The sequence below is a fragment of the Roseateles sp. genome (genome assembly GCF_046300915.1).
Classification (GTDB): Bacteria; Pseudomonadota; Gammaproteobacteria; order Burkholderiales; family Burkholderiaceae_C; genus Kinneretia.
The window spans coordinates 1-12,821 of record NZ_JBKCLH010000094.1; the positions used below are offsets into that span (position 1 = coordinate 1).

Consider the following 12,821-nt stretch of genomic DNA (forward strand, 5'->3'; position numbering starts at 1 on the left):
GGTGGACCAGTGGCCGAAGGCGATGGGGGTGCCGGCGCTGCGCCGGCCGGGCACCTCGACCCAGGGCAGGTAGCCGGGCGGGGCCGCATCGGCGCGGTCCTTGGCCTTGAAGTCCATGCGGCCCCGCCCGGCTACATGCCCTGGTTCGAGGTGCCCGGCCGGCGCTGCGCCGGCACCCCCATCGCCTTCGGCCACTGGTCCACCCTGGGCCAGCTGCTGCGCCCCGACCTGGCCGCGCTGGACACCGGCTGCGTCTGGGGCGGCCAGCTCAGCGCCCTGCGCGTGGACGGCGGCCGCCGCGAACTCATTCAAGTGGAATGCGCCCAGGCCCAGGTGCCGGGAGGCTAGAATGCGGGCCGCGCGTCTGCAAGGGATGCGCGTCAAGTCAAGGAAGCGTGGCCGAGTGGTTTAAGGCACTGGTCTTGAAAACCAGCGATGGGGTGACCCATCCGTGAGTTCGAATCTCACCGCTTCCGCCAAAATCCGCGCTCGCACATGCCGTTTACCAGTCGGGACCAGCATGCCGCAGCGCATGCGGTCAGACCTTCGAGCGCCCGAATCCAGCCAGCCCCGCCCTCAATCCCCCACCGTCTGCAACTCCGCAGACTCCAACACCTGCACCGCCGCCCACTCTTGCGCCAGCGCCAGCCGCATGGCGCGGGCTACGCGCTCGGGCCTGATGGGCCGCCAAGCCGCCGGGATCAGGCCGGCGATGGGGCGCATCAGGCGCAGCGCCCATTGCTCACCGCGGCGCGCAGGCTGGCCCAGGCTGGCGCGTTCGCCGTCCAGCAGGGAGGGCCGCGCGATCACCAAGCGTTCGAAACCCAGCGCGACCAAGGCAGCCTCGGCCTCGCCCTTGACCCGGTTGTAGAACACCGATGAGCGCGGATCGGCGCCGAGCGCGGAAACCACGGCACAGCGCCTGGCACCCGCTTGCCGGGCGGCGCGGGCCACCGTGAGCACGGCGTCGAAGTCCACCGCGCGAAACGCGGCCTGGGAGCCGGCCTGGGCGATGGTGCTGCCCAGGGCGATGAAGACTTGGCTGGGCGCGGGCAAGGCGGCAAAGCTGGCGGGCTGGGCGTAGTCGACCAGTGCGGTCTGCTGCTGCTGTTGCTGCTGCGCCGGCAGGCTCGGGTCGGGCCGGCGCAGCAAGGCCAGCACGGGCTGCTCGTGGCCCAGCTCGGTGAGCAGTGCGCGACCGACCAGGCCGGTGGCGCCGGCCAGCCAGATCAAAGGGGTGGGCGTATCAGGCATGGGGCCGATTGTGCGAGAACACAGCAATGCCGGGCCCCGCATGCACAAGGGGTGGTGGCGCACAGCAGCCCGGGCGCACCGGCACGGCCGCCTAAGCGTTGCGCCGCATGCCCATGCGCGCGGGCGAGGACGCAAACCGCCTCACAGATCGCTGCCGCAAGTCAAGGCCGACGTGGGCGATGCGCCACGGTCTTGCGGGAGCCCGAGTGCTGCGCTCGGTGAGCATTGCTGCTGCAGCACTTGATCAGGTATACCTTTGTGCGCGTGCCGCACTTTTCGGCAGCGCAGGAGCGTGCACCATGTCGAGCCGTCGCCAGACCCGCAGCTTCCACCCCAGCGCCGTGCGGCGCCGTCTGCGAGTCGCCCCTCGCCTGAGCTTGCTGGCCCTGCTGTGCGCCGGCCCGGTGGCCCCGCTCCTGGCGGCACCAGCCGCTTTACCCAGCGGCGCCCAGCTGGTGGGCGGTCAAGGCCAGGTGAGCAGCACGGCCGAGGGCCTGCGCATCACGCAACAGAGCCAGCGCCTCGCCCTGGACTGGCAGCAGTTCAGCATTGGCAGCGGGCGCAGCGTGGAGTTCGTGCAGCCGGGCCGCAGCGCCGTGGCCATCAACCGGGTGCTGGGTACCGAGGTATCCACCATCCAGGGCACGCTCAAGGCCAATGGCCAGGTGTTTCTGCTCAATCCCAACGGCATCTGGTTCACCCCCGGCGCCCAGGTGAATGTGGGCAGCCTGGTGGCGTCGACGCTGAATCTGCAGTCCGAGGATCTGGCGGCCGGGCGCTATCGTTTCGAGGGGGGCAGCCGCGCCTCGATCATCAACGAGGGCAGCATCCAGGCCGCCAGCGGCGGCGCCGTCGCGCTGCTGGCGGCCCGTGTGGTCAACAGCGGAACCATCCAGGCCCCGGCCGGCCCGGGCGCGCGGGGCGCGGGCAGCCGCATCCCGCTGGACCGGGGCGGCCCCGCCCTGCTGCAGGGGGACAACGAGGCCCTGGAAACCGAGATCAGCCAGGGCGGCGCCATCCGCGCCGATGGGGGGCGTATCTGGCTCAAGGCGCAGGCCGCCAACGCCCTGACTGCCAGCGTCATCAACCACAGCGGCATCACCGAGGCCCAGGCCCTGCACAGCGGGGCCAATGGCGAGATCATCTTGTTCGCTCATGGCGGCCTGCTGAATCTGGATGGCACCGTCAGGGCGCCAGCCGGCTTTGTTGAAACCTCGGGGCAGGTGTTCCAAAGCCGCCCGGCGGCCCGGGTCGAGGCGGCCCGCTGGCTGCTGGACCCTGTCAATCTGGACATCGACGCAAGCCTGGCTTCGACCGTGGTCAGCGCCCTGGGCAGCGGCAACGTGACGCTCACCACCACGGGCAGCTGCACGGGGGTCACCTGCACCGGTACGGGCAGCGAGGGCAATATCACCGTGAGCGCGCCCGTCGCCTGGTCCTCCAACAACCGGCTCACCCTGCAGGCCGACAACAATATCAGCGTCAACGCGGCGCTCACCCACACGGGCAGCTCGGCCGGCGGCCTGATCTTTCTCTATGGTCAGGCCAGCGCCGAGGGTGGCAGCAGCAGCTACAGCGCCAGCGCGGCCGTGAGCTCACCCTCGGTGCAATGGCGCAAGGGCAGCGATCCGGCCAGCCTGCGCTATGCCATTCATGACGGCAACTATTTCCTCGGCAACAAGTACATGGAGCTGGGGGTGTGCGGCCCGGCCAGCAGCGCCTGCTCCAGCAGCAGCAGCGGCGGCAAGTTCGGCACCACCAACAAGCCCTCGCTGTTCTTTGGCCGGTCCACAGGCGCCGGCGTGGGCATGACGGGCGATGCCGATGGCTTTGGCAGCGGCGCCGACCTGCGCATCGACTACTTCCTGCCCGGCTCGCCGGTCGAGCTCTTCACGGCGGGCTATACGCAGAGCAGCACCACGGTCTCGCAGGCCAACTTCGCCAACACGGCCAATAGCGCCGTGTTCGAGTTTCTGCCCGTTGGCGCGGGCAACACCATCACCCTCAAGTACTCGGCCCTGCTCAACAGCAAGCTCAAGACCGAGCAGCAGCTCTCGCTGGCTGGCAGCAACAAGTACTTCACCCTGAATGTGGCGCTGACCAATATGGACAGCAGCGATCTGACGAATGTGCAGTTCGCGCGCAGCTTCGACCCGGACAACACCCAGGACAAGGACGGGTCCGCAGGCTTCACCACCACCAACAAGATCGAACAGACCTTTGCAGCGGGCGACACGGCCAGCGTGGTCAGCGCCACCAGCGCCGGAAGCGGCAACTATTTCACGGCCGCCGGCAGCAGCGCCAAGATCGTCTATTTCTCGACCGATGCCGACTCCAAGGTGGGCTACGGGTCCTCGTTCTACTCGAGCCTCAGCGCCATGACCACGGCCGCCAATGCCCTGAGCAAGGGCAATAGCATCACCGCGGACACCGGCATCGGCATCGTCTTCAGCGCAGGCACGCTCACACCGGGGCAAAGCAAGAACTACACACTGCGCGCCAGCCTGGACAACCGCAGCATTGCCGACATCCTCAGCGATCTCAATAGCGCGGCGGCTGGCCCCGTCTCCCTGGCCTACACCCTGGGCCCGGCCGGTGGCAGCCGGACCTACCGGGGGACGCCCTACGAGCTGGCCAGCCTCTGGTCTGCAGCCGACATCTTTGGCGCGAGCTACAGCGGCTGGGTTCCGGGCAATGACTACACCTTCGTATTCAATGGCGGCAATGTCACGGGCTTCACCAACGCGGGCAGCTATACCGGCATCGGCGTCAACATCCTGCGCAGCGGCTTTCAGCTCGCCGCCAGCGGCAACACCCCCGGCAGCCTGAGCATCAGCCCGGCGCCTCTGAGCGTGACGGCCATCAATGCCAGCAAGACCTATGACGGCAAGGCCTTCAGCGGCGGCAATGGCCTCAGCTACAGCGGCTTCGTCAACGGTGAAAGCGCTGCGGTGCTGGGCGGCAGCCTGGCCTTCAGCGGCACCAGCCAGGGTGCCATCCGCGCCGGCAGCTATGCGCTGGTACCTCAGGGCCTTAGCAGCAGCAACTACGACATCAACTATGCGCCGGGCAGCCTGAGCATCCTGCCCCGCCCCATCACGGTGGCGGCGGATGCCAAGAGCAAGACCTATGGCGACAGTGACCCCAGCCTGAGCTGGAGCGTGGTCGGCGGCGCCCTGGTGAGCGGCGATACGCTCAGCGGCAGCCTCAGCCGCGAGGCCGGCCAGCGCGTGGGCAGCTACCGCATCGATGCCTCGGCCCTCAGCAACCCCGACTACCTGATCACGGCCCAGAGCGGCACGCTCAGCATCCAGCCCCGTCCCATCAGCATCCGGGCGGACTCGCAGAGCAAGTACTTCAGCGAGACGGATCCGCTGCTGAGCTGGTCGCCGCGCAGCGGCACCCTGGTGAGCGGCGACACCCTCAGCGGCAGCCTCACGCGCCAGCCGGGCGAAGCCGTGGGTCGCTACGCCATCGATGCCAGCAGCCTGAGCAACAGCAACTACCTGGTCAGCGCCGAGCCGGGCACGCTGGAAATCCTGCCCGACACGCGCAACAGCTGGAAGCGCGTCGCGCCGCCGCCCGAGCCCACGCAGATCAGCGGCGGCGGCGTGGTCTTCCTGAGCGATGCCAGCCGCCCCGTCAGCCCGCGCCTGGTGGGCGTGACGGTGCAGACGGCGGACCAGCAGCCCCCGCAACAGGCCCTGAACCAGCTGGTGCCCGAGCTGGGCGGCAGTGGGGTGCGAACGCCCAATCTGGCCGATATGCAGACCCAGCTGCAGCAGTTGCAGGAGCGCCTGCGCAAGGAGGCCGCAGGCCTGCCCTGATCCGGCACGGTGCCACCGCGCCGCTTGCCCCCACTGACCTGCCACCTCCAGCCCCACGCCACCATGAAGCACACCGCACAGTTCAAGCGCCCTGCCCTCGCCCTCCTGATCCTGGGCGGCGCCCTGCACGCCACCCAGGCCCAGACCCCGCCACCGCCGGATGCCGGCCGGGTGCTGCGCGAGAACCAGGCGCCGCCGCTTCAGCCGCCCCGGCCCGGCATCACCGTGCCGAGCCAGACGCCCGCCGAGCCCGCCGCAGCGGCGGGCGGCGCCCAGGTCGAGCTGCGCGCGGTGGCCTTCACCGGCAACAGCCTCTTCGACACCGGGCTGCTGCAAGGCCTGGTGCAGCCCTATATCGGTCGCAAGCTGGACCTGGCCGGGCTGCGCGAGATGGCGCAGCAGGTGACCGAGCATTACCGTCGAGCGGGCTATGTGTTCTCACGCGCCTACCTGCTGCCCCAGACCATCAACGACGGTGTGGTGGCGCTGGGCATCCTGGAGGGGCGCTATGGCGAGCTCAGCGCCACGGGCGATGCGGCGCTGGCGCCGCAGGCCCAGGCTTTCCTGGTACCGCTGCAGGTGGGAGCGCCCATCGAGGTGAGCCGGCTCGAGCGACGTCTGCTGATCCTGTCGGACCAGCCCGGCATCCGCATCACGCCGCTGATCCGCCCGGGCCAGGCCACCGGCCAGGGCGATCTGCAGGTGGCGGTGGAGCGCAGCAAGCCCTGGCGCCTGGATTTGTCCCTCGACAACCATGGCGACCGTTACACCGGCAGGGTGCGTCTGCGCGCCAATGCCCAGTACGACAGCCCCTTCACCCTGGGTGACCAGCTCAGCGCCAGTCTGATACGCAGCGATGAACAGCTGACCCAGGGCAGCCTGGGCTATGGCCTGCCCCTGGGGGTATCGGGCCTGCGCGCCCAGCTCAGCTTCGCCCGCACCAGCTACCAGCTGGCCCGTGAGTTCAGCGAACTGGACGCCACCGGCACGGCGCAGGTGGCCGCCGCCACGCTCAGCTATCCGCTGATCCGCTCGACCCGGGCCAATCTAAGCGTCTCCGGCTCGCTTCAGCACAAGCGTCTGCGCGACCGCCAGGGCCTGGCCGGCCTCGATGACCGCAAGTCCAGCCGCTCTGCCACGCTGAGCTTCCAGTTTGATCGCAGCGACGAGCTGGCCGGCGGCGGCGTGAGCTATGGCGCATTGAGCCTCAGCGCGGGGCAGCTGCGCCTGAGCGAGACCCAGGACCTGCTGGATCAGCTCAGCGGCGTGCGCACGGGCGGGGTCTTCACAAAGGCTTTGCTGGATCTGGTGCGTCTGCAATCCTTCAAGCACAGCCCGCTCAGTCTGATGGGCCGCCTGACCTTGCAGACCGCCGACCGCAATCTGGACTCCTCGGAGAAGTTCAGTCTGGGGGGGCCAACGGGTGTTCGAGCCTATCCCCTGAGCGAAGGCATAGGCGACGAAGGTGCGCTGCTGCAGATGGAGCTGCGCTACGCGGTCCAGGCCTGGACGCCCTACGCCTTCCTGGATGCCGGCAGTGTGCGGCTCAATGCGCGCCCGCAGGGCCTGGCCGTGCCGCCACAGAGCAATCAGCGCAGCCTCGCCGGTGCAGGCCTGGGGGTGCGCTACCAGCAGCAGGGCTGGACGCTGGACCTCGCCATGGCCCGCAGCGTTCAAGGCGGGCCACCCCAGGCCGAACCCAACAGCTCACGCGGCCGCGCCTGGCTGCTGCTGGGCCGCCAGTTCTGACGCACCTGCCAAGGGCGCGTCCGAGCGACGCTCAGCCGCGGTCGCCGGGCTGCAGCGCACTGAGCGCCGCGCTCACGGCCTGTTCCAGCTCATCGGCCCGCCGCAGCAGCTGCACGGGCCGGCTGCTCGCCCAGATCGAGGCCAGGCGCTCGGCAAACATGAAACCGCCCTCGACCTCCTCGCCCACCAGGATCAGGGTGGTCCGGGCCCCAAAGCCCAGCGCCGCAGACTGGTCCACAAAGCACTGCAAGGCCTGCCAGGCAGGCTCGGGCATGAGGATGCTCTCGTGGTAATGGATGAGCTCGACAAAGCCGCCCTCCAGCGGCAGCAAGGGCTTCACCTCGCTGCGCAACAGCCGGATCTGGGCCTGCACAAGCTCCAGATTGAAGGGGCCCCAGGCATCGATGCGCAACAGACGCCCATCCACCTCCACACGGGTGCGGCCGTGAGCGCGGAACTCGGCGTCGTCAAATGCGGTGGAACAGAAAATAGCGGGCTCGCGCTTCACACTGGGGAAATCGACAATACAAGGGCTGAGAATTGTCCCCGCTCAGGCCAGCCCGGGCGGCCTGAGGCCGGCTCGGGCTTGCAAGCGAATGCAACTCAGGGCTGCACGCGGTAGCGGGTGTCGTAGAGGCGTCCGGCACCGTCCTGGGCGCGCAGCCACAGCTCATAGGCCTGGGCACTGCCGCTGCCGGTGGGCAGGGTGTAGGCGCCCGCCGGCAAGCTGAGCGTGCTGCCGCCCACCGCGGCCGCGGGTCGGAACTCCTGCACCCTTGTGCCCGCAGAGCCTGAGAGCACCAGCACGGTTCGCACCAGGCTCAGGCGCAGATCCGGATTGGCCTTGGCCCAGGCCGACCAAGCCAGGCTGGCCCCCGCCTGCAAGCCGGCGGCACTCAGCACCGCACTGGCAGACACGCCGTCCAGCACGGGAAAGCGGCTGGCCGCGGGCGCCGTGCTGCTCAGCTCATGTCGCAACCAGGTGGGCTGGATCTCGGTGGTGCCACCGAGCGTGAAGCTGGCCAGGTACTTGGCATTGCGCAAGGTGTCGGCGCTGCCCAGCCATCCCAGGATGGCGGGCTGCAGCAAGGTGTCGGCCACCGGGCCGCTGGACACGGCGCTGGTGGCACCGGCCGTGGGGCTGATGCACAGCCAGCGCTGCTGGCAGTAGGCCAGGGGAATGCTGAAGCCGCCGGGCGTCTGCACCGTGGCCTTGTCCAGCAAGGCGGTGCCGGCCGCGGTCTGCGCCTGCACCAGCAGCTGCACGCCCTGGCTGGGATTGCCGGCGCTCAGGCCGCTGCTGGTGCTGCCATCGGCCTCCAGCGACAGCCAGGCCAGGGGCTGGACGCGGAACTCCAGGCGCTTGCCATTGCCGATCAGGCCCCATTTGGGCACACCGGTGGCGGCGCTCTTGTTGTAGCTCAGGGCGTCGCTGAACTGATCGACCACGGTGCCGCTGCTGTCGCTGACCGGAGCCGAGACCAGCACGCGGTTGCAATTGCCCTGGCTCACCGTGTCATCCGCGCAGCCCAGCACATAAAAGCGCCCCAGCTGCCAGTTCTTGCTGGCATAGCCGGCCAGCAGCGTGGCCAGCTCGGCCTTGCTGCGCCCGTTGTGCTTGTCATAGCTGGTCAGGCCGGCATAGGCCTGCAGCGTGGCAGCGTCGGCGCCCTGGGCGATGAGCTTGTTCAGGGCCACGCCCAGCTCATCGATCTGGCTCAGATTGGGCAGCACGCCGGTGGCACTGGTCGTGGCCTTGAGCGTGCTGGTGATGGCATTGGCGGGCGCGGCGCCGGTGGTCTTGGCCAGCTCCGCGCGCGCCAGGGCCAGATCGATGCGCACCTCGTAGGGCGCGCCGGGCAGAAACTTGTTGGCCAGCTGCAGCTCGCTGGTTCCCTGGGCGCTGCGCCCCAGGCCCACGCGCAGGCTCTCCAGCAGCAGATCGTGGCTGCCCTTGTTGGCCGCAAAGCCGGCCTCGGCCAGCAGATCGAACTTGCTGGTGTCCGTGATCTTGAGGTCGGTGAACTGGGCCTTGATCAGGGTCTTGAGAAAGTCGGCCGCCGCCACGCTCTGGGCCAGGCCGGCCAAGGTGCTGGCGCTTTCGCTGCCCTTGGCAAAGACGCCGGCCGGCTCCGCGCCCAGGGCCAGGGCCGTGACCGCCTGGGTCAGGGGCGTGACATGAGCCACCATGGACTCCGCCGCCTTGGGCACGCTGGAGTGCAGCAGCTGGGGCTGGCCGCTGGCATCCACGCCGCGCGCTTGCACCATCAGGGGCGCGCTCAGGCTGCCGCTGAGCTTGAGGCTGTAGCTGCCTTCCACCGGGTGGGCGGTGGCCTGGCCCAGGGTCTTGCCCTGGGCGTCGATGACGCTGATCTGCGCCCCGCCCAGCGGCGCTCCCACGGCGGCCACGCCGCTGAGGGTGGATTCGCTGACCGTGCTGCCACCGCTGCCGCTCTCGGCGCTGCCATCACTCCCGCCGCCCCCGCAGGCCGCAAGCGCCAGCAGCAGCAAGAGGCTAGTCCCGGTGCAGGCGCGGCGCGCCGCGGCAGACCTGGAACGGGGGACCGGCGAGCAAGACGGAGTGGACTTCATGGGCGGCAGAAAGCAAAACGGCATGGCTGGGCAGTATCGCCAGCCATGCCGCCTCGCAAAACCCGCATCAGGGGCGCAAAGCGGGCCCTACTCCCCGGGCCCGCCCCTCGCCGCTCAGGGCTTGGCGCCGATATTGACCCAGGACACCTCGAACCAGTTGTCGGCGCGATGCACCACGCTGATATTGCTGCGCGCCGCCCAGGGAATCATCTGACGGTGCAGGGGGATCACATGCACCTGCTCCTTGTACTCGGTCAGGGCGGCCTTCACCAGCGGTTCCCGCTTCTTCGGATCCGGCTCAATGCTGCTCTGAGCGGCAATGGCATCGAACTTGTCATTGCGGCTGCGTCCGTAGTTGTAGAAGCCAATACCTGATCCATCAGACTTATTGTTACGAAATACAGGCGTAAGCGTAGTTTCCGCGTCCGTAACGGCACCGCCCCAACCCAGCATGTACATGCTGGTGTCGAACTTCTCCAACTTGGGGAAATAGGTCGCACGCGGCATGGCATTGACCTTGACCTTGACCTTGAGCTGAGCCCACATGCTGGCCAGGGCCAGGCAGATCTCCTCGTCGTTGATGTAGCGGTTGTTGGGACAGTCCAGCGTGACCTCGAAACCGTCGGCATAGCCGGCCTCGGCCATGAGCTTGCGCGCGGCGGCGATGTCGTAGGGGTAGCGGCTCTCGATGGCCGGATCCTTGTAGGAGCCCAGTGGCGAGGGCGTGAGACCACCGGTGGGCACGCTCAGGCCGTTCATGAGCTTGGTGCGCATGGTCTCGATATCGATAGCCTGGTAGAGCGCCTTGCGCACGCGCTGATCCTTGAAGGGATTCTTGTCGCCAGGGGCCTTGCCGTAGAGCAGCTGGTCGCGTGCCTGATCCATGCCGATGAAGACCACGCGGTTCTCGGGACCCTCGACAATCTTCACGCCCTGCGTGTTGCGCAGGCGGGCGACATCGCGCGGCGCGGGATCCAGCACGAAATCGATCTCGCCCGACACCAGAGCCGCCAGGCGGGTGGCATCGTTGGAGATGGGCGTGAACACGATCTCCTGCACATTACCCTCGAACTTGCCCCACCAGTTGGGGTTGCGCTTGTAAGTCGTCTTGATACCCGGCTGCCGACTCACAAGAACGTAGGGGCCCGTGCCATTTGTATTGAAGGATGCGTGACTTTCCTCCTTGTTCTTGAAATCAAGCGGCTTGGTGACCTTGTGCTTCTCGCTCCAACTCTTGCTCATGATCCAGAGCGGCGCGGCAATGTGTTGCAAGAAGATTGGGTTGGGCGCAGTCAGCTGGAATTCAACCGTCAAGTCATCAATCTTCCTGGGAGCACCGACCGCCCGAGCATAGGCAGCCAGCTGTGACGTTGGCTCCTTGGCACGCTCAATCGAGTAAACGACATCATCGGCGTTGAACGGAGTACCGTCATGGAACTTCACGCCGGGACGGAGTTTGAAGCGCCATGTCAGGGGCCCCGTCTGCTCCCAGCTCGTAGCGAGGGCGGGCACTAGGCCCAGCTGCTTATCACGTGCGACCAGACCCTCATAAACCTGACCATTCATCATATTGGTCATGCTCTCGTTCTGAGAGTGCGGGTCCATGGTCTGCGGATCACCCTGGCTGGCCCAGCGCAGGGTCTGGGCCTGGGCCAGGCAGGCCGCAGCCAGCAGGCTGAGGGCAAAAAGGCTTTGGCAGGACGTCTTCAGGCGAATCATCAAAATCTCCCAGCGGTCGTGGCAGTGGTGGCGCGAGTGTAGGAAGCGCCCCCACGCCACGGGGGCGGGGATTCACCTGATGGGGCTTGTACGGGGTCGACCCGGCTCGCTCAGGCGGCCGGCTTGGACCAGAGCTCGTCGAGCTGCTTGAAACCCCAGTCCTGCGGGGCCTCGCGGCTGACGATCTTGTCATTGCTGCTGGCCTGTGAGAGATCCAGCAGCTGCACGGGAATGGGCATCTTGGAGCGCGTGGAATAGAACACCCGCACCATGGGTGCGACCAGATTGGCAGGGTTCTGATCCACCACCACGGCCAAGCGCCCCGAGGCCAGCTTGACCAGGGTACCCACGGGAAAGATGCCCACGCTCTTGACGAAGTTCTGGAACACCACGGGGTCGAAATGCCCCTGCCACTGCGCCATGCGCTGGATGGAGCCGGCAGGATCCCAGGCCGTCTTGTAGGGGCGGTTGGAGGTGATGGCGTCGTAGACATCGCAGACCGCCCCCATGCGCGCCAGCAGGCTGATCTGATCGCCCTTGAGTTTCTTGGGGTAGCCGCTGCCGTCCATCTTCTCGTGGTGGTGCAGGCACACGTCCAGCACCGGCTCGGACACCTTGCCGCCCTCGCGCAAGGCCTCATAGCCCCGCTCGGGGTGGGTGCGCATGACGGCGAACTCCGGGTCGGTCAGGGCGCCCGGCTTGTTCAGCACCTCCAGGGGCATCATCATCTTGCCCACATCGTGCAGCAGGCCGGCCAGGCCGGCTTCCCGGGTCTCGGTCTCGTCCAGGCCCATCTGGCGGGCCAGGGCCACCATCAGGGCGCAGACGGCCACCGAATGCATATAGGTGTAGTCGTCCTTGGTCTTGAGTCGGGCCAAGCTGATCAGGGCAGAGGGGTTGCGCGAGACCGAATCGGCCACTTCCTCGACCAGGGGCATGCACATCTCGGCATCGACCGCCTTGCCCATGCGGGCCTCGCCGAACAGGGCCGTGACGGCCTGGCGCGAGCGGTTGATGGTCTGCGCCGCGCGCCCCATCTCGGAGCCCAAGCTGACACGCTCGGGACGGGCGAGCGCAGCCGCCGGTGCGGGAGCGGGCGGTGGCGCGGAAGCGGGAGGTGGAGGGGGGGGCTGAGGCTCATCCATCAAGGCCTGGACCAGGCTGTCCGGCGCAGGGGCCGTCTGCACATCGGCGCCCTTGCTGATGTCGATCCACACCGCCGGCACACCGCTGGTCAGCAAGGCCTCCAGATCGGCCGCTTCACGCAGGACGAATTTGGTCTTCCAGAATGGATGCGAGAGCCATGAACCTTCCATGGACTGGAGATACATGCCCAACTGAACCTGTTGGATGGGAATCTTCTTGAGCATGAGCCTGAACGCAAACCCGGGGGACGCAACCGCGTCAGTATGGGGCCGGAGAGGCCCAGGGCAGCCTTGGATCAGACACAAAAAAGCCGCCCTTTCGGCGGCCTTTTGTGAACTGCTTGACGCTTGCAGCGTCTGCCTGGTTCAGCGGAGCTTGCTCTGCGGCACGGTACGCAACTCGCCCGGCAGCGAGGCCAGGTACTTGGCGATCGCTTTGAGTTCGGCGTGGCTGAACTGCTTGACTTGGCCGGCCATGATGGCGTTGCTGCGGCCGACCACGGCATTGCCTTCGGTCTGGTAAGACTTCAGGGCC

At 67.7% G+C, this 12,821-nt stretch carries 7 protein-coding genes, 1 tRNA gene and 2 pseudogenes; 4 read left to right on the forward strand and 6 right to left on the reverse strand.

All coding sequences use genetic code 11. The features are described 5' to 3' along the window. A pseudogene (locus ACK5F2_RS07070) lies at window positions 1–123 on the reverse strand (bis(5'-nucleosyl)-tetraphosphatase (symmetrical)); the annotation flags it as partial. Here ACK5F2_RS07070 and ACK5F2_RS07075 point away from each other — a divergent pair. Then, a pseudogene (locus tag ACK5F2_RS07075) lies at window positions 118–348 on the forward strand (bis(5'-nucleosyl)-tetraphosphatase (symmetrical)); the annotation flags it as partial. The pseudogenes ACK5F2_RS07070 and ACK5F2_RS07075 sit on opposite strands and share 6 nt — an antisense overlap. Before the next feature lie 41 nt (window positions 349–389). Continuing rightward, a tRNA-Ser gene (locus tag ACK5F2_RS07080) sits at window positions 390–479 on the forward strand. A 97-nt stretch (window positions 480–576) separates the two neighbouring features. Here the strand turns inward: ACK5F2_RS07080 and ACK5F2_RS07085 are convergent. Continuing rightward, window positions 577–1,254 carry an NAD(P)H-binding protein gene (locus ACK5F2_RS07085; protein ID WP_409863765.1) on the reverse strand — a complete coding sequence of 226 codons (678 nt, stop codon included), beginning with the start codon at window positions 1,252–1,254 and terminating at the stop codon, window positions 577–579. Window positions 1,255–1,553: 299 nt separating this feature from the next. Here ACK5F2_RS07085 and ACK5F2_RS07090 point away from each other — a divergent pair, with 299 nt between their 5' ends. Then, complete coding sequence (locus tag ACK5F2_RS07090; protein ID WP_409863766.1) at window positions 1,554–5,081, forward strand: MBG domain-containing protein; 3,528 nt, start codon at window positions 1,554–1,556, stop codon at window positions 5,079–5,081. Window positions 5,082–5,144: 63 nt separating this feature from the next. Next, on the forward strand, window positions 5,145–6,830 hold the full coding sequence (locus ACK5F2_RS07095; protein WP_409863767.1) for a ShlB/FhaC/HecB family hemolysin secretion/activation protein: 1,686 nt from the start codon (window positions 5,145–5,147) through the stop codon (window positions 6,828–6,830). 31 nt (window positions 6,831–6,861) lie between these two features. On the opposite strand, the gene ACK5F2_RS07100 is transcribed toward ACK5F2_RS07095, so the two are convergent. The 4 genes from ACK5F2_RS07100 to ACK5F2_RS07115 all read right to left on the reverse strand — a co-directional run bounded on the left by ACK5F2_RS07100 (window position 6,862) and on the right by ACK5F2_RS07115 (window position 12,511). Continuing rightward, a complete protein-coding gene (locus ACK5F2_RS07100) occupies window positions 6,862–7,338 on the reverse strand; it encodes a hypothetical protein (protein ID WP_409863768.1) in 477 nt (158 codons plus the stop codon). A gap of 95 nt (window positions 7,339–7,433) precedes the next feature. Next, window positions 7,434–9,341 (reverse strand): hypothetical protein, encoded by a 1,908-nt coding sequence (locus ACK5F2_RS07105; RefSeq protein WP_409863769.1) that lies wholly within the window; start codon window positions 9,339–9,341, stop codon window positions 7,434–7,436. A 195-nt stretch (window positions 9,342–9,536) separates the two neighbouring features. Further along, window positions 9,537–11,141: an ABC transporter substrate-binding protein gene (locus ACK5F2_RS07110; RefSeq protein ID WP_409863770.1), complete on the reverse strand. Its 1,605-nt coding sequence runs from the start codon at window positions 11,139–11,141 to the stop codon at window positions 9,537–9,539. 110 nt (window positions 11,142–11,251) lie between these two features. Next, a complete protein-coding gene (locus ACK5F2_RS07115) occupies window positions 11,252–12,511 on the reverse strand; it encodes an HD-GYP domain-containing protein (protein WP_409863771.1) in 1,260 nt (419 codons plus the stop codon). Between the last annotated feature and the right edge of the window lie 310 nt (window positions 12,512–12,821).

What these genes read in the sequence shown, in the direction of transcription:
- ACK5F2_RS07115 (WP_409863771.1), bottom strand. Translation starts at nt 12,511, where the DNA reads ATGCTCAAGAAGATTCCCATCCAACAGGTTCAGTTGGGCATGTATCTC.
- ACK5F2_RS07095 (WP_409863767.1), top strand. Translation starts at nt 5,145, where the DNA reads ATGAAGCACACCGCACAGTTCAAGCGCCCTGCCCTCGCCCTCCTGATC.
- ACK5F2_RS07090 (WP_409863766.1), top strand. Translation starts at nt 1,554, where the DNA reads ATGTCGAGCCGTCGCCAGACCCGCAGCTTCCACCCCAGCGCCGTGCGG.
- ACK5F2_RS07085 (WP_409863765.1), bottom strand. Translation starts at nt 1,254, where the DNA reads ATGCCTGATACGCCCACCCCTTTGATCTGGCTGGCCGGCGCCACCGGC.
- ACK5F2_RS07110 (WP_409863770.1), bottom strand. Translation starts at nt 11,141, where the DNA reads ATGATTCGCCTGAAGACGTCCTGCCAAAGCCTTTTTGCCCTCAGCCTG.